Source organism: Vreelandella indica, assembly GCF_037070225.1.
In the GTDB taxonomy this organism is placed as follows: Bacteria; Pseudomonadota; Gammaproteobacteria; order Pseudomonadales; family Halomonadaceae; genus Vreelandella; species Vreelandella arctica.
In genome coordinates this window covers 1-19350 of the sequence record NZ_JBANSO010000033.1, presented here as the reverse complement: position 1 = coordinate 19350, position 19350 = coordinate 1, and the positions used below count along the sequence as shown (strand labels likewise).

Sequence of the window (19350 nt, the reverse complement as noted above, 5' to 3'; positions counted from 1 at the left end):
CAGCATGACGGCCACGCATTAACTCAGCGTTAAGAAAACAAAACGCCCTTGCAATAAAGGCAAGGGCGTTAGCAGTAGCAGCCATATAAATCCGACGTATTAACCGAGCCTTTTGGCGGCAAACCACCCCAGCACCATCGTCACCAGCATGGCCGCTAGCGGGAGTGATATGCCGCCGATAGAGGCGATTGCAGGCCCAGGGCAATAGCCGGAAAGCCCCCAGCCAATGCCAAACAGCGCAGCGCCGCCCAGCAACTTGCCATCCAGCTCCTTCTTGGTGGGTAACTGAAAGACGCCGCCCAACAGTGGTGCCGAACGCTTGAATACCAGCCGATAACCGATAAAGGTGGTTACCACGGCCCCGCCAAGCACAAACATCAGCGTCGGATCCCAGGCGCCCGCTACATCTAAAAACCCCAGCACTCGTGCGGGGTCGGTCATGCCGGAAATTGCCAAACCCAAACCAAAAATCAACCCTGCCGCATAACCAGCCGCTGTTTTCATCGCCTTACTGTTCATGACACTCCTGTTCATTGCACACCGCCTAGGCCTAACAGATGGCGCGAGATATAAACGGTCACTAGCGCCGTCAGCAAAAACATACCGGTGGCTGCCATGGAGCGTGGCGCCAAGCGTGCTAGGCCACATACGCCATGCCCACTGGTACAGCCGCTACCAAGCCCCGTGCCCACCCCCACCAACAAGCCGGCCACCAACATCAATCCGACGCCACCGGCTGGCGCGCCAATCACTTCACCCGGGCTCCCCGCCACGTTTCCCAAACCGCCACCTAATGCCATGATCAATAGCGGCCCGCTAATCAGCCCTAAAACAAACGCCACTCGCCAAGCACTATCGCCTTTGGGACGTTGGGTAATTAAGTTACCAACGATCCCACTAATCCCCGCGATACGCCCTAACGTTGCCATTAGCCAGGTGGCGGAAAGCCCGATCAACACACCGCCTACCAGCCCTTGTAAACCTGCTGTCCATTCCACTGGTGTCTCCCAAGCATTCCGCTTTCACAGGTTAAAAAAATAGAAACGGTTAGAAAAAATTAATCGGCACTTTTAAATAGACCATGCCATTTTCTTCCGCCGGAGGCAGCGCTCCTGCACGCATATTGACTTGAACCGAAGGAATAATGAGCCGTGGCATGCCTAAGGTGGCATCGCGCTCGGTGCGCATCTTCACAAACTCTTCTTCGCTGATACCCTCGTGAACATGCACATTCTTACTGCGTTGTTCTGCTACGCTGGTTTCATGCTGAAAGGTATCGCGACCGGGGGCTTTATAGTCGTGGCATAAAAACAGCCGCGTCTGATCGGGCAGCGCCAACACTTTTTGGATAGAACGATACAGGGTACGCGCATCGCCGCCGGGGAAATCGCACCGCGCGGTACCATAATCCGGCATAAAGAGCGTATCGCCTACAAAGGCCGCATCCCCCACTACGTAGGTTAAACAGGCGGGCGTATGGCCAGGGGTATGCAGTACACGGCCCTGTAATTGCCCAATGGTGAAGGTATCCTCTTCTTCAAACAGCGTATCAAATTGGCTGCCATCCCGAGCAAATTCGGTACCCGCGTTGAATGCCTTGCCGAAGATCTCTTGCACCTTGACTATTTTTGCACCAATGCCGGTTTTGCCTCCTAAATGCTCATGCAGATAGGGCGCTGCCGAAAGGTGGTCGGCGTGCACATGGGTCTCCAAAATCCAGGCAACGTCGAGTTGGTGTTCGCGAACAAAGGCGATGATGTTGTCGGCTGAACGCACATCCGTTCGCCCTGCGGCATAATCAAAGTCGAGCACCGAATCTATGATCGCGCAGGCACGGCTATCGGGGTCTTGAACGACATAGCTAAAGGTGTTCGTGGGCTCATCAAAAAAGTGCTTAACGATTGGGCGTTGCATTGCTGCCTCCCATTAGTGGTAATCGCATTCTCATGCTTTAAAGACAGCATAGTGCATTCCAGGTTCTATCGTTAGACTATTTTTGAATATTTCAGCAGCTACTATTCACAAAAGAGAAGTGATACACCCAGCAGCAGATATGAAACATTTCATTAATCTTTGCCTTATTTAGGCCGATAGGAATAAATAGGGGCAGAACTACTCAATTACAAAAAAGGAAAAACATGACTCGTTTAACAACAACACAAAAACTGTGGGGAACGCTGGGCATCATCTGGGTAGCGATGCTGCTCTTGGTGGGATGGCTAGCGCTGGAGAATCGTCAAACGATTGTCAGCGAGCGCCGCGACAGCATTCAGTACGTGGTCGAAAGCGTCCAAAAACAAATTGAAGCCCTGCAAGAAAGGGTTGCCGCCGGTGAACTCAGCCTTGAAGAAGCGCAGCAGCGCGCCATCGACAATATGAACAGCGTCAGTTTCGGGGCAGGCGAATATATTTTCTCCTTCAACAATGACTTACTGGTTATTTCCCACCCCAGCCGCACTCCTGGTACGGATATGACCGACTACCTAGATGCAAGCGGCATGGCGCTCTACCCAGAGTTATTGCGTGTTGCCCAAACAGGCGGGGGCCACGTTAACTACTACTCTACTCGCGCCGGTGGCGATGAGCAGTTGCCAAAAACCAGTTATGTCGCCCACCTTCCCGAATGGGAGTGGTCACTCGCCACGGGTGTGTATGTCGATGACATTAACGCCGCCTTCATTGCCGACTTGATTCGTTCAATAGGGATACTGTTAATCATAGGCCTACCGGTAACACTGCTGATGGGCTGGGTCATTCGTGACGTTTCGCGGCGTTTAGGCGGTGACCCTCGCTACGCCGCTAGCGTGGTGCGACATATTGCTGACGGCGATCTAACCCAAATCACTCAGCTTTCAGCCAAGGATCAGCAGAGCCTGCTGTTTGATATCAACCGTATGCGAGAAACGCTAGCTGTCACCATCGGCGACATTCACCACGGCGCCGATCAGGTCAATCGTGGTGTCGAGCAAATTGTGGGCGTTAACGAAGAGCTTTCGACACGTACCGAAGAGCAGGCAGCATCACTAGCCGAAACCGCTTCCAGTATGGAACAGCTGACTGCTACCGTTAAACAAAACGCTGAACACGCTGATCATGCTCGTACGCTGGCCACCCGAGCGGCCGACAGCGCTCAACGCGGCAGTGACTCGATGTCGTCCGTCACGAGCACGATGGCAACCATTAACGAAAGCGCCAAGCAAATGAGCAGCATCGTCAACACCATTGACGGCATTGCCTTCCAAACCAATATCTTGGCCCTGAACGCGTCCGTTGAAGCCGCACGCGCTGGAGAACAAGGGCGCGGCTTTGCGGTGGTGGCCAACGAGGTTCGCCAACTTGCCAGCCGCTCGGCCTCTGCTGCCCAGGAGATTAAAGCGCTCATAGAAGCATCAGATAGCAAAGTGGTGGAAGGTAGCCGCCAGGTACGCGACACCGGTGATGTGATTAACAGCATGGTCGATGACATCAAGGAGCTCAGCACACTGGTTCAGGAAATTTCAGCCGCCACCATTGAACAAAGTAGCGGTATTGAACAGGTCAACCAAGCCGTCACGCAAATGGATCAAATGACCCAGCAGAATGCCAGCCTGGTGCAAGAGAGCACTCAGGCCACCCAAACCCTGGCCCAGCTAAGCAACCAGCTTCGTCAGTTGGTCGCCAACTTCCGCATTAATCAGTCCACAGAGCATACGCAGGCAAGCTTACCCGCCTCCTCAGCTGCCCCACAGGCTGCCTATCAGAACAGTGATTTTTAATACACTGTCTAAAAATAAGGCCAGCTACCGGTGGGTAGCTGGCCTTATTTCTTTACACAGTTTGGACGCAGCTTGTGCGGTTAAACCTTACCTTGATTATCCAGTTCGACTGCCTCGTGCATACGGGTAAGCAAATCCGGTACCGCCGCCTGCACGCGGTTCCAACTGGGAATAAAAGGTCGTTCTCTAGGGTTATCCAGGAATAGGTTGCCGGCTTCGAGCAGATTGCTGGCGAATAGCTCGACTGCCTGCTCCTCACTATGGCGATCAAGGCTCAGGCCATTCATGGTGGCATCGTGGTCGTAGGCCTCGATCAAATCCAACGCGAAGCGGTAGTAAGTCGCCTTGAGCGTGCGGAAGTCTTCGCTGCTAAAGGTAATGCCCTGTGTAGCTAATTTGCGATACAGCGCTTTTGAGATATCCAAACTCATCCGGTTTAAACCACCGTTGGGATCATCTTCGCTAACCGGCTGGTGCTTGTGGTCGTAGGCATCGGCAATATCGACTTGGCAGAGCTGGCGCAGTGAGTAGTTACGCTGTAGCTCCGATAGCACACCGATCTCCAGCCCCCAATCAGCGGGAATACGAATCCCTTCCAGCACTTCGCTACGCATCGCAAACTCACCCGAAAGCGGGTAGCGGAAGCTATCCAAGTAGTCGAGATAGGGCAGCGGCCCACAGACGGTTTTAAGCGCCCGCAGCAACGGCGTGACTAGCAGCCGAGAGACACGGCCATTTAGCTTGCCTTCCGCAATACGGGGGTAATAGCCTTTGCAGAAACTGTAGTTGAAATTGGGGTGAGCGACCGGGTACATCAAGCGTGCCAACAGTCCACGCTCGTAGGTCAGAATATCGCAATCGTGCAGCCCAACTACTGTAGAGCGCCCAGACGACAACATATAACCTGCGCAATACCACACATTGCGCCCTTTGCCTGGCTCCAACGCCCCTAGCCCATGCTCTTCCAGTTCCGCATCGAGCGCTCTCAGGCGCGGGCCATCGTTCCATAAAATGCGCGTATGCTGCGGAAGGCGCGAGAAAAATTCGCGAGCGTATAAAAACTGTTCGCGGTCGGCGCGATCCAGGCCAATGACGATTTCACTGAGGTAAGGGACCTTAACCAGTTCATCAACAATCGCTGAAAGCGCAGGTCCTTCCAATTCGGAAAAAAGCGACGGTAGAATCAAACCCATCGGCCGCCGTCGGGAAAATTGGCATAGCTCCTCTTCAAGTGCCTCGACTGAACGCTTAGTCAGGTTATGGAAATCGGTAATAATCCCATTTTGATGAAAGTCACTCATACGCTTGCCTCCCTGGATTCATGGAACTGTTCTCAAATACCGAACCATTCTCAAACAACAACAGCATCATTTTTTTCCGCCGTCGCTAAACGGCGGTCATCTCGCCCCCACCAGTGGGCAACCCCCTCTGCCCAGCCGGTCGGCCCTGTTGCTTCCGTGCGATATAGCGACGTGTTACGCGGCTCTACGACTAAATCGTGGCAACCGCGGATGACAACAGCTTGATCAACAGCTTCAAGCATAGAGATATCGTTCGGTCCATCCCCCAGCCCTAGCGAAAGAGGTGTGCGGCCTCTTAATGCCGTAAAGCGTTTCACCAGCCACTCCACTGCACTGCCTTTATCCGCGGAGCGCCCCATGACATGCCAGAAACGTCCGCCTTGCGTTAGCTGTAGGCCATCTCCTTCCAGAGCTGCACGAAATGCTTCTAATGCTGAGTCACTGTCTTTCCATAATAGCGGCTCGCTTCCTTCTCGCTGCCGCGCATCACGGGCGCGGGACTCATCCAAGCCGGTAAGCCCCATGACTTCTTGCACAGTCAGTTCACCCATCCGGGTAAATTGAATATTCAAACGCTCGCGCCACACCTTTAAGCGCGCACGAATAAAGCCAATATCCACCCCAGGGTGTTTAATCACCACGCCATCGCGGCCACCACCAGGGCGGTCTAAACGGGCATGGCACCAACCTGGCGGCAGACCGATCACCGCCCCGTTTTCTGCGATAAAAGGCGTTCCCGTCAGGCCCAACGCTTCGCGCAGCTGAATCAGCTCGGCACGGGTTTTACTGGTGACAGGAATCACCGGCACCCCCATCTGTTTTAAACGAGCAAGCCAAGGCGCGGCGGGGCTGAAATCATAACTATGGTGATCCAGCAGCGAGCCATCTAAATCGGTCACCACTAGACGCGGCTGAAACGCGGGGTCTACCGGCGATGGTGTCGGAGAAGGCGACGGAGAAAGCGGCGCTGAAAACTGATTGGATTCCGGCATGGCACTACCTCTATTCGGTCTTAGCACATCGTTAAGGCAATAGCCTGCGATGCCCTATGGCGATGACCAACGAGTAATTGGCTATGAAAAGGATAGCAAGTTATAAGCCAAATCAGAGAAGTGTAGCTTTAGCAGAGGGTTAGCGGGGATTTTTAGAATTTTATGGCGCACCACACGTCCAAGCACCAAAAAGAAGCAGCTTGAATGCACCAAAATAGCGCATGAAACACATTAGTGCACTTGTCGCGCCGTTACCTATTAAAAAATGAGACAGAACCTATAAAAAACTGAGACAGCACTTGGCAACGCCTTATAAATAGCTATACTCAACCTGTACCCACTGGTGATCCTGTACACCCCTCACCTGATACCAGTGGACTGCAGTGAGCCAAGCCCTTTCATGCCCGCCTTCCCCGGCGGGTTTTTTTATGCAGTAAAAGAGAGATGTCATCATTGAGCGAAGCACGGCGATCTTAGTGCTAGCTTCTATTCCACATGAATAACCACCTCAACCCGCCGGTTGCGAGCCCGCCCTTCTGCGCTAGCGTTGCTTTCCAGCGGCCTTGTGGCTGCCAAGCCGACGGCGCGTAGGCGCTCGGCGTCGACGCCCGATGCTTCCAGCGCCTCAACAATGGCGATGGCGCGCGCACTTGAAAGCGCCCAGTTGGAAGAGAACTCATCGGTGCTTATTGTCTGACTATCCGAATGGCCTTCCACCCACACTTCACCATCATAGCGCTGAATAGTTTCCAGCAAACTGCCGACTAATGATGATCCGTCGCTGGTTAACTCAGCTGTCGCCGAAGGAAACAGCAATTGATCCTGCACCCGCAGGCTAATACCTTCCGCCACTCGTGATACTTCAACACCTTCCAGGTCGGGCAGATAAGTAGACGTCTCAACGCGCTGGGAAAGCGCTTGGTTCAGGGCAAGCGCACCCGCCACTGACTCATCGCTGACTACCTGCACATTTACCGGGGGCCGGTCAGTTAACACCACCATGTAATCCGCCAGAGGCGATGAAAAATCATCACTGCCCGCAGGCATTAGCAGTTTAGGGAGGGTAATGGCCGGTTCAACGGGCGTCGGTGCTGCCAAGAGAGGTGGCACACCAACGCTAACGCGCCGCCGGGGTAACCGAGACAGCTTAGGCAAGCCAGCCACCCCCAGCGACGCACTCACCGCCATCGGGCTCAGCCCTGCACCACTCCAGGCGGCACTACCAACGCGGTCAGGCATGGCGTTAGCTAACGACTCAGGCAAAGGGATATCCAGCGAAGGTGATGACGATTGACTAGCGTCAATTGCTGTATCGCCTGCCAACCACTCAGAATGGTTCGCCCCTGTTGCGGCGATAATGACGACGAAGAGAGCCACCAGCAACGTCATGATATCCAGATAGCTAATCATCCAACCGCTATTGCTATCACTTTCATGATAAGCCGACATCAGCGAATCATGGCGCGGTCCGCCGCGGTGATCTTCAAGCATTGGTATTATCGCTCATCAGATTTTACGCGGGATACCTCGTACTTTTAGTGCGAGGAGGGAGAGCGCGTCGCCCGCAGGGCGACTTGGATCACGCCACCGCCTGTCCCGCTCCTCCTGTTAGGTTGATAGAGGGGGTGTGGTGATAGCCGTAGCCATCACCGCGCTGGATCACGGTGCAGTAGTTGTGCGAAACCCCTTGCACCGCACCGTGTTCTGTTTGGATATTGAAGCTGCCGGTTTTACGCACCGCGACACGCCCCGTATGCATTCCGGCTTTCTTGCCGGTGGGCACCAGCGCACGCACCATGTCGCCGGTCTGAAAGCCTCTTACTTGCTTCTGACGCATCAAAAAGCCGCGTGGGAAGCCGTACTTGTTCAGGCGCGTGCGTTGATAGCTGCCACGCCCCATCGCCTTGATGGTTAAGGTAGGCACCTGCCAAGCGTGAAGCGTGTCAAATGCACCGACACAGGCAGCATCCAGGCCGTGGGTTTTAGGGATGCCCAGTCGCTGGCGGTTGTATTTGGTGCGGCCGCCGCTGCTGACGGCGACCGGCAAATCAGTGGTCTTGAGCGCGGAGAACAGCGCCCAACGGGTCGCGTTGACGGCGCTGGCATCTCTTAATGACTGCTTGAGCTGGCGCTGTACCCGCTCTAGTCGAATGGCAGCGGTGTGGCCATTGGCTTTCAAGCGGCGATGCAGTCCCTTGTCGTGGGCAAAGAAGTCAGCCAATGCCTGGCTGTTCTTGGCCTGATTACAGGGGTGGAAGCAGCTCAGCGTTAAGTTGCTGACACGATTCGAACCGCTGCGTGAACGCGGCACCACATGCTCGACTTCAAGTGGTGTGTCTGTGTCGCCACAATACGCACATTCGCGCCCCCACTTTTCCAGTAAATATTCGCGCACCTCGTAGCCCAACAGCGTGCCTTGCTGATACTCGACGCCGCTAATCTCTGGGTTTTCCAACTGTTGCGTGTCAAAGCGCACTAACTCTTGGCAGATGCCGGTGATCGGTGCCAAGCGACTGAGCCGATTTACCCAGGCCATCACGGTGTCAACGCGATGCTGCAGCGACGGTGCCAGCCAACCTTTGGGCTTGGTGCGATTGTTAAAGAGCGGGGCGCGGTAGCGCAGATTCTTCGACCGGCGACGACGCCGAAAGGCGGCGCGCTGCTCCAGCGATTTCTTTATCTGGTACCCACGATGCACCAGCCCAAACAGGCACAGCACATGACGCTGTTCAGTGTCGGTTTCGCGCATCAGCGCCAACCCAGTGGTCTTGCTGCCAGGGTCAATGCCCAGGCGTAGCGGCTGCATGTCTCCGCCCACCCGATCTTTCAGTCGAATGGTAAACGGGTAACGCTTATGCACCACGGCACGACCGCGCCCTAGCAGCAAGCGGGCGCGCTTTTCGCTGCACGGCATCAACGGTTGCTTCTGTTTGTCTATTACGAAAACCGCCATGCGATTTTCTCCTGTGTAAATACCCTTACGGGTCTTGTGTCGCGAGGCGTGCGCCCCGTCTCCCCTCGGGAATGTCGATAACCGGCTCCTGCTGACGATAGCGCTGCCAACAGCGATCAAGACCTTCGGCGTTTTACCTTGCGCCCGCATGATCCTGACCTTTCAGAGCGGCAAGCTGAGGAAGCACTTGCCGGTGAGTTTTGGCGACCTGTTATCAACGTAGCGGGTTGGCTACCGCTCTCCCTGGTCAACCCAGCGTGTTGTCACAAGCTCCCGCCTTCAGGCGGGGGTAGTTGACTCAAGTTTTGAACCTCTTGGCCGATTTAGCTATTTAGATCTAATCATGTATTTTGAACCCAGTACTGTGAACCTAGCACTTAGGACTAGGCACTTAGCGCTAGGTACGTCGAATTAGGCATGGCAAACTAAGCATAGCGAACAGTCTATCAAAAGCCGTTTTGTAGCAAAAAGGAACCCGCAGGTGCGCACCCGTCCCCTATTATGTCGTTTACCCTATTTCACACGTCCAGTTAGCGTGGGGCTGGCAAGCCTAATGCTCAGCGGCTGCTTCTACGCCAATACATCACAAGCGCCCATTGCTACAACTTACCCCTATACCGAGCAGCAGCGCATGCAGGCCGCCCATCACTGGGACGTACTCGCCCGTCACGAAGCTACCAGCATTTTGCAACGTGAGCGCGGTCGCAATCGCGATTTACATATCACAGAAGCCGACACGGGTGACTTACACGCCTACAGCGGCGGCGAATTTGGGCGTGGCTTTCGCACGCTGCTTACCAGTGAACTGGTTTCACGCGGCGCCAACCTCACTACCGTGCCCACCGCCAACAGCGCCAATATCTCCATTGATGTCGAAGTGGTCGAACATAGGGATCGCGATTTTGTACGCCCGCCTGTAGGCGCTTTTACTGCGCTAACTGCTGGTATCGCCGTGGCCACCATTCCCTTTAATCAGTGGAGCGAGCCAGCGCTGGCGTTAATCCCTGCGGGTATGCTCGCCGATACCACCAGCGGCAGTTGGACCTATACCGGTAACGAAGAGATCATTGTGACCACCCAGATTGTCGATGGCGAACGAATTGTCTACTCGTCGTCCAATATTTACTACATTAATGCGGGCGATCGTCGTCAATATGCCCCACATCGTGTGCCCCAGGCGCCTACCACACCCTCCGTTCCTCTTACTGATACGTGGTAATTTCATGCTGAACACACTCTTTACTACACGGCGCGCGCACTCTTTCACCCGTATTGCGGTCATGAGCATGGCACTACTATTGCTGGCTGGCTGCGGCACGTTGGGTAATGCTAACAACCCCCCTGCCGAACCGGAACCCGACCTTTCTGAATTGGTGCACGCCGCTGCCGAACAGATGATCGCCAGCAACCCGGAACTGACGCGCTACAGCCCCATGATTGCCGCTACCTTTGTCAGCATCGACAATTTGAGCCAATCATCCACGCTTGGGCGGATTAGCTCTGAAATCATGGCATCAGCACTCTCGCGCCAGGGTATGGAAGTCCGCGAAGTCAAAATGCGCGACAGTATGTTTATTGAAGAAAGCGTGGGAGAGTTGATTCTTTCCCGGCAAGTACAGCGCCTAAGTGCCCAGCACAACGCCCGCTCTATCCTGATGGGCACCTACGCGCAAGGCCAGGACTATGTCTACGTAAGTGCGCGTGTAGTAAGAGCAGGCGACGCCATGGTGCTCGGCAGCGCCGATTTTCGCCTACCGTTAAATAACAACACCCGCAGCTTGCTAGAAGGCCAGGGGGGCTGGTGAGGACTTAGATGCCTAACCATGCTTCCATTTTGAGGAGTACCTTCCGGTTTACCAAATACACATCGCCGGTAAGCAGACACCGGGTGTTGTAGGAGCCCAATTTATTGCGCGATCAGCAAGGATCCCGCCCTGAAAATCACTCATGCCCCGAAGGCAAAACAACGCTGATGGATCGCCCGGCTTTGTGGGCCAAAGCTTCTATCTCCGCTTTCAGTACTCGCTTGGCACTTGCATCACCATGCACCAGCTTCACTTCCCGGGGCCAATGGCGCATTCGCTTGATAAAGTTGAGTAAATCCCGTTGATCGGCATGCGCGGAGTAACCGCTAATGGTGGTGACACCCGCGCGGATATCGTAACGCTCACCATCCAACATTGCCCAGCCACCCTGGGCCCCGAAGCGCTGTATATCGCGCCCCGGTGTTCCCGCTCCTTGGTAACCCACAAACAACACCTGGTGGCGCGGGTCACCCAGCATGGCTTTTAAATAATTAACGACCCGGCCACCGGTGCACATACCGCTGGCAGCAATCACCACGGCAGGCCTGCCGCTTTCGGCTAAATAGCGTACCGTTTGCTCATGGGTTTCATGGCTGTCCACGGTATACAGCGCATCAAAATTTAACGGATGCCGCCCCGCTTTCACACGCTTCTGAGCTTCGTCGTCCCAAAACGGTTTTAACTCCCGATACACCCGAGTAAAACGCGAAGCCAACGGCGAATCGACGATAATCTCCAGTGACTGCCAAAGCGCATCATTGCCCGCCCGGTGAATAATATCCTCCAACTCGTAAAGCAGCTCCTGGGTTCGGCCAATGCTAAAGGCGGGAATAATCACCGTGCCTTTATTATCCAACGCCTTTTCTATCGCCCGCTTTAGCAGTGCCGCCCGCTCACTGCGCCCCTCATGCAGCCGGTCACCGTAAGTAGATTCCAGTACCAATACATCAGCTTTAGGCGGCGATTTAGGCGCAGGCAGTAAAGGCGCGTTTGCCGCCCCCAGGTCGCCGGAGAACACTACACGCTCGCGCCGCTTTGAATGCGGTTCCCGTAACGCGACCTCTACATAGCTAGAGCCCAGGATATGCCCCGCACGCTGCAGCTTTATCTTCATGTTAATAGAGGGCGAAGCCTCCACGGTGTGCCATTTAGCATAATCCAACGGCACCAACTGTTGCTCTACCCGCTCTAGAAACTGGGAAATTAAACGCGCGTCACGGGTAAAGCCAATTTTCAGGGCATCTTCAATGACCAACGGTAATAGCTTCGCCGAAGGCTTTGAGCACAAAATAGGGCCTGAAAAACCAGCGGCCAACAAGTAAGGCAACCGCCCAATATGGTCAATGTGAACATGCGTAACGATTAGCGCTTTGACCGTCGAAATATCAAAATCAATAGAGAGCTGATCGAAGCTATCCTGCTGCGCATCTTCGCCTTGAAACAAGCCGCAATCGATTAATAGTGAAGACTCACTATTAGCGATAAGCTGATGGCAACTACCGGTAACGCCGCTAGCGCCGCTAGCGCCGCCACGGTGAATGATAGTTGATAGAGAAGTCGTCTTAGGGGATATCGCCATCGTCAGCTCTCCAAGCAGCGCCATTAGAAGTCATTAGCTTCATTAAAAAAAACTAATGATAGATCGACGATGCTATAAAAAAGCATGAAAGGCAATGTTTAATTAGCAAAAAGCCCGCCTCTACTGGGTAAGTAATGGCGGGCGTTATCTAAGCACTACACGCTAACGTTTTACATTAACGCGTATATACATCCGCAGAAGACAATGTACTGCCTGCTTGGTCTTTCTCGGAAAGTGCGAATTCTACCGGCAGTTCAGGCCACTCAATGGCTAGTTCAGAGTCATCAAAACGAATGCAACGCTCTGAGGCAGGATGGTAATAATCGGTGGTTTTGTACAAAAAGTCAGCCGTTTCAGAAAGCACCACAAAGGCGTGACCAAACCCTTCCGGCACCCAAAGTTGGCGACTGTTTTCGGCTGAGAGCTCTACTCCCACCCACTGGCCGAAGTGTGGTGATTCGCGGCGTAAATCTACCGCCACATCCCACACGCTACCCTGTACAACCCGAACCAGTTTGCCCTGAGGCTGTTCTAGCTGGTAGTGAATGCCACGCAAAACACCCTGGCGCGAACGGGAGTGGTTATCCTGCACGAAATCACGCTTGCAGCCGGTGGCCTCTTCAAACGCCTGTTGGTTAAAGCTTTCCATGAAGAAACCGCGCTCATCGCCAAATACCTTAGGCGTTAAAATTACCACCTCAGGCAGGGAGGTTTTTTCAACAAGCATTAGTGGCCTCCTTTGGCATCCAAACGGTGTAACAAGTATTGGCCGTAGCCGGTTTTAGCGAGGGCCGTGGCGCTCTCGCGCAGTTCTTCATCGCTTAGCCACCCTTGCTGCCAAGCGATCTCTTCCAGACAAGCTACCTTCAACCCTTGGCGGTGCTCTATGGTTTGCACGTACTGGCTGGCTTCCAGCAAGCTGTCATGCGTACCCGTATCCAACCAGGCAAAGCCACGGCCCAGGCGCTCAACATGCAAGTCACCGCGTTCTAGATAAGCGTTATTGATGCTGGTAATTTCAAGCTCACCACGCTCAGAAGGCTTCACCTGGCGGGCAATTTCAACTACATCGTTATCGTAAAAATAGAGACCGGTGACCGCATAAGGTGATTTCGGCTTAGCAGGTTTTTCTTCGATGGAAACGGCCTTGCCGTTAGCATCAAACTCCACCACGCCAAAACGCTCAGGGTCTTTGACCAAATAGCCAAACACCGAAGCACCGCTTGCCTGGTCTGAAGCCCGCTTTAACTGATCAGAAAAGTGCTGACCATGGAAAATATTATCACCCAGCACCAAGCACACCGGCGCATCACCAATGAACTCCTCCCCAATGATAAACGCTTGGGCCAATCCGTCAGGGGTGGGCTGAACAGCATATTCAAAGCGCACGCCGAACGAATCGCCATTGCCCAATAAATTTTCGTACTGAGGCAAGTCTTCCGGGGTGGAGATAATCAAAATTTCCCGAATACCCGCCAGCATTAGCACCGAAATCGGATAATAGATCATCGGCTTGTCGTAAATAGGCAGCAGCTGTTTTGAAACACCGCGCGTAATCGGGTGCAGGCGTGTGCCACTTCCTCCCGCTAAAATAATGCCTTTACGTTGCATTGTTGTTGCTCCTTGCTCATTGCCCGTATTACTTACGCGAGCTTGCTATTTCTTCCACGGTTAGCGCCAACTGGCTCTGCCAACTGGGCATTTCGATTCCCAACGCGCGCTCAATTTTAGCAACTGCCAACCGGGAATTCAGTGGGCGGGCAGCGGGCGTTGGGTAATCACTGGTGGGGATGGCGGCTACATTTTCGGGGGTAATCGATAACGGCAACCCACTATTACTGGCCAGCTGAAAAATCTCACAGGCAAACCCTTGCCAACTGACCTCACCTCTGGGGGCCAAATGATACACGCCACTTTCAATACGGTGGGCAGCTTGCGCATTGTATAAGACAGTTAACGCCTGCTGGGTAATTAGCGCAATCAGGCGCGCAGGGGTTGGCGCACCAATTTGATCACTGACAATGCTTAATGCGCTGCGCTCAGCACCTAACCGCAGCATGGTGGATAAAAAGCTCTTACCGAAAGCGCTATACACCCAACTGGTACGAAAAATCAGATGCTGGCAGCCACTGTTAGCCACCGCTTCATCGCCTGCCAGCTTCGTGGCGCCATACGCATTACACGGTCCTGTGGCGTCATCTTCCTGCCAAGGGGCGCTGCCTTCGCCGTTGTAAACATAATCCGAAGAGTAATGCACCAGCCAGCAGGAACGCTGCTGGCAGTATTCCGCCAGCTGCGCAGGGAGTTCCGCATTTAACCGCGTGGCCAATGCCAGGTCGGTTTCAGCATTGTCCACCGCCGTATATGCCGCTGCGTTCACTATCATGTCCGGCTGGTGTTGGGCTAAGTAAGCACTTACCGCGCTCGCATCAGAGAGATCCAGCGCTTCTCTATTGGGCGCCAGAATGCTACCTACCGTGGCTAGCTGGCGGCGCAGCTCAAAACCCACCTGGCCACTACCGCCGGTAATAAGTACTTTCATTACCCATTCCTTTTAAGACATACAATTAAAATCTGGCTACTGCTGATTGAGATTGCCGCGTTACTGCGTTCCGCGATGACAGTAATAGAACTACAAACTACCCAAACGTTCACCCTGGTAGCTGCCATCCTGCACACGCTGCCACCACTGCCGGTTATCAAGATACCACTGCACCGTTTTCCGCAATCCGGTTTCAAAGGTCTCTTCCGGCTTCCAGCCCAGCTCACGCTCGATCTTGCTGGCGTCAATGGCATAGCGCAGGTCATGGCCTGGGCGGTCTTGCACGAAGGTAATCAAATCACGGTAAGAACGCTCGGCGGGCACCAGCTCCTGAAGCAGGTCACACAGTGTTTCGACCACTTCAAGGTTGGCTTTTTCATTGTGGCCGCCAATGTTATAGGTCTCCCCTACTACACCTTCGGTCACCACTTTCACCAATGCACGGGCATGGTCTTCCACATACAACCAATCGCGCACCTGCTGGCCATTGCCATACACCGGCAACGGCTTACCCGCCAGGGCGTTTAAAATCATCAACGGAATCAGTTTTTCAGGGAAGTGATAAGGCCCATAGTTATTGGAGCAGTTGGTAACCAACACCGGCAGGCCAAAGGTGCGCAGCCACGCACGCACCAAATGATCAGAACTTGCCTTGCTGGCCGAGTAAGGCGAGCTAGGGGCATACGGGGTTTCTTCGGTAAACAAGTCTTCCGGCCCTTCCAAATCGCCATAGACCTCATCCGTTGAGATATGGTGAAAGCGGAAAGCGGCGGCTTTTTCCGGCGCACTCGTTTGTAACTCTTTCCAATAATGGCGGGCAACTTCCAACAGTGAATAAGTCCCCACAATATTGGTGTGGATAAACGCCGCCGGGCCATCAATCGAACGGTCAACGTGAGATTCCGCCGCCAGGTGCATCACCGCATCCGGTTGGTAGCGATGAAAAATAGCCGCCACGCGGGAAGCATCGCCAATATCCGCCTGCTCGAATGCATAGCGCTCGCTGCCTTCAACCGTTGCAAGCGACTCCAAATTACCGGCATAGGTGAGCGCATCCACATTCACCACTGAGTGCTCGGTATGCTCAATCAAATAACGTATTACCGCTGAACCGATAAAACCAGCACCACCAGTCACCAAAATGTTCATTTCAAACCACCGCATTCAAGTATTTAATTCAGTCAAAGCACACGCGTATGCAATACGTCGTGCAATTCCTTGAGTCACTATCAGGCTATTGTCGCAACTCCAGAGGCGCTTGCCACTCAATGTTTACACTTTCTGGTACTTGGTAATAGCGCCGCATCCATGTTTCGACCAATTCACGCTGGTAAGGCATAGTTTCCGCAAAGCGGTCATTCGGTAACCGGTACAAAATAAGTTGCTCGGGTATATTACCCACCCCAGACTCCATGCCCGCAGCCAATAACTTAGCGCCATTAAGTTGGTGGGTTGGCGCGTTTTGAGCATACCCCTCATAAACAGCACCAGCTTTGTTAGTAGCAGGAACAGCTAAAGCTACTACCACCAACACCATAAGTATCGGACTAAAACGAAACACAACGACGCCAGCATAGGTAAAAGGCACCAACATCAAACAGTAAAAGGTGAGCAATGCACGCGACGCAACCACAGGTGCTAACAGCAACAGCACCAGCGAAGCTACCGCCGCAAAAAACGCAGCAGCGATAACCACAGGAACGCACCGTAGCCAAACGCTCAGAATCAACACTGCGGAAAATAGCAGCAATAGCGCGGGAAAAAATAACGCTATCCCCTGCCATGCTAAAATCGCTAAGACTACCATGGCTATGCCAAGCCCCGCGGCAACATAGTTGGGTTGCTCTAACCGCCTTAAAAGCATGGTTATATAGACGATGCTAGCAGCCAGCCAAATTGCTAAGGCTAAACGGCCTTCTTCGTGTAATACCAGCTGGTTCATCACCTGGATATTCACTAAAGCGGTTTCTATTACGCCCTCATGGGGATAATGGGATACAGCACGGCGCACAAAATTACCTGGGGCAAAAATAACCAGCGCCCCAGCACCAATAGTGATCAATAAGCGACAAAGCCAAGCCCTAACCCCTAACCAACTGCGTTGTGCTAAAAACTGCAGCACACCATAGGTTAAAACGAAGGCGGGCATGGCAACGGCCATTTGCTCATGAAACAAGGCCGCTAGCGCATAAAGTAGCGTGGAAGCCCAATCCATCTTTCCATAATACGCCACACGCCACGTTGCCAAACCAAACAGTGCCAAACCCCATACATAAGCGATTGAGGCAGAAAACCAATAAAGTCCGCTAGTCGTTACAAATTCCGGTAACGACAAAAAATAGACGATCGGCACTAATAATATCGGATGCCATGGCCTCTGGGCTCGAGCAGCGCCAGCCGCACTGACAACGATGATAGCTAATACCAATACCTGAGCGACACGAACCGCTTCGAGCCCCCAAGCATATAAATTAATTTGCAAGTAAAAGGGGAAAAAGCGTCCTGACCAATTCCAATATTCACTGTATAAAAACCGGAACAAATCGAACTGAGTAAAGTGGCGACCAACGCCAGCGCCCACTTCAGTCGTATACGTCAGCGTGGCATACCCCCAATCATCGTGATAGGGAAATACCACCGCATGCTGAGCAAGCATGAACAAAACAAAGCCGCCCAGCAGTAGAATTCCAAACACCTTCTCCCAGCGATTACTCGCAGAAGACTCGGCCCAGTGCTCTCGGCTCTTCTTCACTTCACTCTCCATTCGTTCCTTTACTCCCAACAGAAACAAGCAAACGTCGCTCCTAAAACAATCAACAAACACTATAATTTTGTTGCAGCCTCATTATTAATATTTAGCGGTTTACCTAGAGCCTGTTTCACCACATACCGAGGCCGTTGTTTTACTTCTATATAAATACGACCTATATACTCGCCCAACACTCCTATTCCAATTAGTTGTACGCCCCCTAGAAAAAGAATGGCGGTCATTAATGATGGATAACCCGGCACAGGATTACCCCACATGAGCTTTCCGAACACTAGCCACGCCGCGTACAAGAAAGAAAATAAGGCAACGCCCAGGCCCAGATAAGTCCATATCCTTAAGGGCACGGTACTAAATGACGTAATGCCCTCAACCGCCAAATTCCAAAGCTTCCAGCCATTAAACTTGGTTGTACCAGCAGCGCGTGCGGCGCGTTTATAGCTGACAATATCGGTTTTGTAACCTACCCACGAAAGCACTCCTTTCATGAACAGATTACGCTCTGGCATCTGTAGTATTGCATTTACCACAGCGCGTGACATTAGTCGAAAATCGCCAACATTTGCTTCAATTTTCGGGTCGCTAATGCTGTTATGAAAACGATAAAACCACTCAGCGCTCAAGCGCTTTAAAAAGCCATCCTGGTGACGGTCAACTCGCTTTGCCAGCACCACATCGGCGCCCAACTGCCAACGCTCTACCAGTTTAGGAATAACCTCTATAGGATCTTGTAAATCAACATCAATAGGAATTACCGCATCGCCAGTAGCATAGGAAAGGCCTGCAAACAGGGCAGGCTCCTTGCCAAAATTGCGTGCAAAGTCGACCAGCACTACCTGTGGGTCGTTTGCAACTAATTGCTGGGCAATTTCAATTGTTGAATCAGTACTACCATCGTTTACTAATACGATTTCAATCTCATACGAAGCAAGTGCTTCGCTTTCACGTACAGCACGGTAGAAGAGTGCCAACATTTCCTCCTCGTTAAATACTGGCACTACTAAAGACAGTTTCATGTACGCTCCTTAAACACAAACCAATGGGAATAAGCAAAACCCAGGACTAAGCTTAAACCAGAAAAAACCACTAACGTTACTAAAGGTGCTAATGCTAATGCATCAGACACAAGCCCAACCAAAAAACTAAGCCCACCCATTGCGCCGGTAAACAAAAGGTACCTAAGCGGCGTGGCTTTGGCTTGAAAGGTAAACCGGGCATTCGCGAAAAATGAAAATGTGACCGCCACGGCGAAAGCCAGCAAATTACTCCAGGACTGAGCTATGCCAAAACCAAAGTTCAGCATTAGGAAAACTATCCAATGTAGTAGGGTATTAACAACACCAACACTTAAATAACGGGAAAAACGCTGCATCAGCATGTAGTTACCACACAAGACCAATAAAAAAACAGAAGCGCCTCCAATCGTGCATTCGGCGATTATCACATGGGTTAGCGATCAATGGGCTGCAACTCTACCCTAAAGCCGAGGACAGCGCGATATAGACCGGTCGACTATAAAAATATGAGTAGCTCTTTAAGTACCTGATCTAAAGTTTTCGTGTAATATCCATGCCAGGATTTCTGACACGGACAGAACCATGGAAAAACGCTTCGTTGCCCCTCTCACTGAACCTGAACAACAGACGCTGACCTCCG

The 19350-nt window shown here is 52.8% G+C and carries 18 protein-coding genes; 3 read left to right on the top strand and 15 right to left on the bottom strand.

Features of this window, described 5'->3' with window-relative positions; translation table 11 throughout:
• Window positions 1-99: 99 nt before the first annotated feature.
• The 3 genes from V8L71_RS18130 to V8L71_RS18120 are packed head-to-tail and all read right to left on the bottom strand — an operon-like array spanning window position 100 to window position 1914.
• Window positions 100-519, bottom strand: a complete 420-nt coding sequence (locus tag V8L71_RS18130) for a DUF6691 family protein (protein WP_336269690.1) — start codon at window positions 517-519, stop codon at window positions 100-102.
• An 11-nt stretch (window positions 520-530) separates the two neighbouring features.
• Window positions 531-998: a YeeE/YedE family protein gene (locus V8L71_RS18125; protein WP_336275025.1), complete on the bottom strand. Its 468-nt coding sequence runs from the start codon at window positions 996-998 to the stop codon at window positions 531-533.
• 49 nt (window positions 999-1047) lie between these two features.
• Window positions 1048-1914, bottom strand: a complete 867-nt coding sequence (locus V8L71_RS18120) for an MBL fold metallo-hydrolase (protein WP_336275024.1) — start codon at window positions 1912-1914, stop codon at window positions 1048-1050.
• A gap of 224 nt (window positions 1915-2138) precedes the next feature.
• On the opposite strand from V8L71_RS18120, the gene V8L71_RS18115 reads away from it, so the two are divergent.
• Window positions 2139-3755 carry a methyl-accepting chemotaxis protein gene (locus V8L71_RS18115; RefSeq protein ID WP_336275023.1) on the top strand — a complete coding sequence of 539 codons (1617 nt, stop codon included), beginning with the start codon at window positions 2139-2141 and terminating at the stop codon, window positions 3753-3755.
• Between the two features lie 80 nt (window positions 3756-3835).
• Here the strand turns inward: V8L71_RS18115 and V8L71_RS18110 are convergent, their stop codons facing one another.
• From V8L71_RS18110 to iscB, 4 genes are all read right to left on the bottom strand, one after another.
• Window positions 3836-5056: a glycosyltransferase family protein gene (locus tag V8L71_RS18110; protein WP_336275022.1), complete on the bottom strand. Its 1221-nt coding sequence runs from the start codon at window positions 5054-5056 to the stop codon at window positions 3836-3838.
• A gap of 50 nt (window positions 5057-5106) precedes the next feature.
• Complete coding sequence (locus V8L71_RS18105; protein WP_336275021.1) at window positions 5107-6048, bottom strand: HAD-IIB family hydrolase; 942 nt, start codon at window positions 6046-6048, stop codon at window positions 5107-5109.
• A 486-nt stretch (window positions 6049-6534) separates the two neighbouring features.
• A complete protein-coding gene (locus V8L71_RS18100; protein WP_336275020.1) occupies window positions 6535-7539 on the bottom strand; it encodes an OmpA family protein in 1005 nt (334 codons plus the stop codon).
• An 88-nt stretch (window positions 7540-7627) separates the two neighbouring features.
• Window positions 7628-9001 carry an RNA-guided endonuclease IscB gene (gene iscB, locus V8L71_RS18095; protein ID WP_336275019.1) on the bottom strand — a complete coding sequence of 458 codons (1374 nt, stop codon included), beginning with the start codon at window positions 8999-9001 and terminating at the stop codon, window positions 7628-7630.
• Between the two features lie 553 nt (window positions 9002-9554).
• On the opposite strand from iscB, the gene V8L71_RS18090 reads away from it, so the two are divergent.
• Together V8L71_RS18090 and V8L71_RS18085 are read left to right on the top strand one after the other, a co-directional pair.
• Window positions 9555-10220: a hypothetical protein gene (locus tag V8L71_RS18090; protein WP_431313194.1), complete on the top strand. Its 666-nt coding sequence runs from the start codon at window positions 9555-9557 to the stop codon at window positions 10218-10220.
• A gap of 4 nt (window positions 10221-10224) precedes the next feature.
• Window positions 10225-10806, top strand: a complete 582-nt coding sequence (locus V8L71_RS18085) for a FlgO family outer membrane protein (protein ID WP_336275017.1) — start codon at window positions 10225-10227, stop codon at window positions 10804-10806.
• Window positions 10807-10942: 136 nt separating this feature from the next.
• On the opposite strand, the gene V8L71_RS18080 is transcribed toward V8L71_RS18085, so the two are convergent.
• The 8 genes from V8L71_RS18080 to V8L71_RS18045 form a co-directional block, all read right to left on the bottom strand.
• Window positions 10943-12385 (bottom strand): MBL fold metallo-hydrolase, encoded by a 1443-nt coding sequence (locus V8L71_RS18080; RefSeq protein WP_336275016.1) that lies wholly within the window; start codon window positions 12383-12385, stop codon window positions 10943-10945.
• A gap of 175 nt (window positions 12386-12560) precedes the next feature.
• The gene (rfbC, locus tag V8L71_RS18075) at window positions 12561-13112 is read right to left on the bottom strand and encodes a dTDP-4-dehydrorhamnose 3,5-epimerase (protein ID WP_336275015.1); all 552 of its coding nucleotides are present in this window, start codon (window positions 13110-13112) and stop codon (window positions 12561-12563) included.
• Complete coding sequence (gene rfbA, locus V8L71_RS18070; RefSeq protein ID WP_336275014.1) at window positions 13112-13996, bottom strand: glucose-1-phosphate thymidylyltransferase RfbA; 885 nt, start codon at window positions 13994-13996, stop codon at window positions 13112-13114. Before rfbA ends, rfbC begins: the two co-directional genes overlap by 1 nt.
• 28 nt (window positions 13997-14024) lie before the next feature.
• Window positions 14025-14927: a dTDP-4-dehydrorhamnose reductase gene (gene rfbD / locus V8L71_RS18065; RefSeq protein ID WP_336275013.1), complete on the bottom strand. Its 903-nt coding sequence runs from the start codon at window positions 14925-14927 to the stop codon at window positions 14025-14027.
• A 90-nt stretch (window positions 14928-15017) separates the two neighbouring features.
• Entirely contained in the window at window positions 15018-16076 is a 1059-nt protein-coding gene (gene rfbB, locus V8L71_RS18060; RefSeq protein WP_336275012.1) for a dTDP-glucose 4,6-dehydratase, read from the bottom strand.
• An 85-nt stretch (window positions 16077-16161) separates the two neighbouring features.
• Window positions 16162-17679, bottom strand: coding sequence for a hypothetical protein (locus tag V8L71_RS18055; RefSeq protein ID WP_336275011.1), 1518 nt, complete (start codon window positions 17677-17679; stop codon window positions 16162-16164).
• Window positions 17680-17750: 71 nt separating this feature from the next.
• On the bottom strand, window positions 17751-18710 hold the full coding sequence (locus V8L71_RS18050) for a glycosyltransferase family 2 protein (protein ID WP_336275010.1): 960 nt from the start codon (window positions 18708-18710) through the stop codon (window positions 17751-17753).
• The gene (locus tag V8L71_RS18045; protein WP_336275009.1) at window positions 18707-19072 is read right to left on the bottom strand and encodes a GtrA family protein; all 366 of its coding nucleotides are present in this window, start codon (window positions 19070-19072) and stop codon (window positions 18707-18709) included. The genes V8L71_RS18050 and V8L71_RS18045 overlap by 4 nt, the downstream gene beginning before the upstream one ends.
• Window positions 19073-19350: the final 278 nt, after the last annotated feature.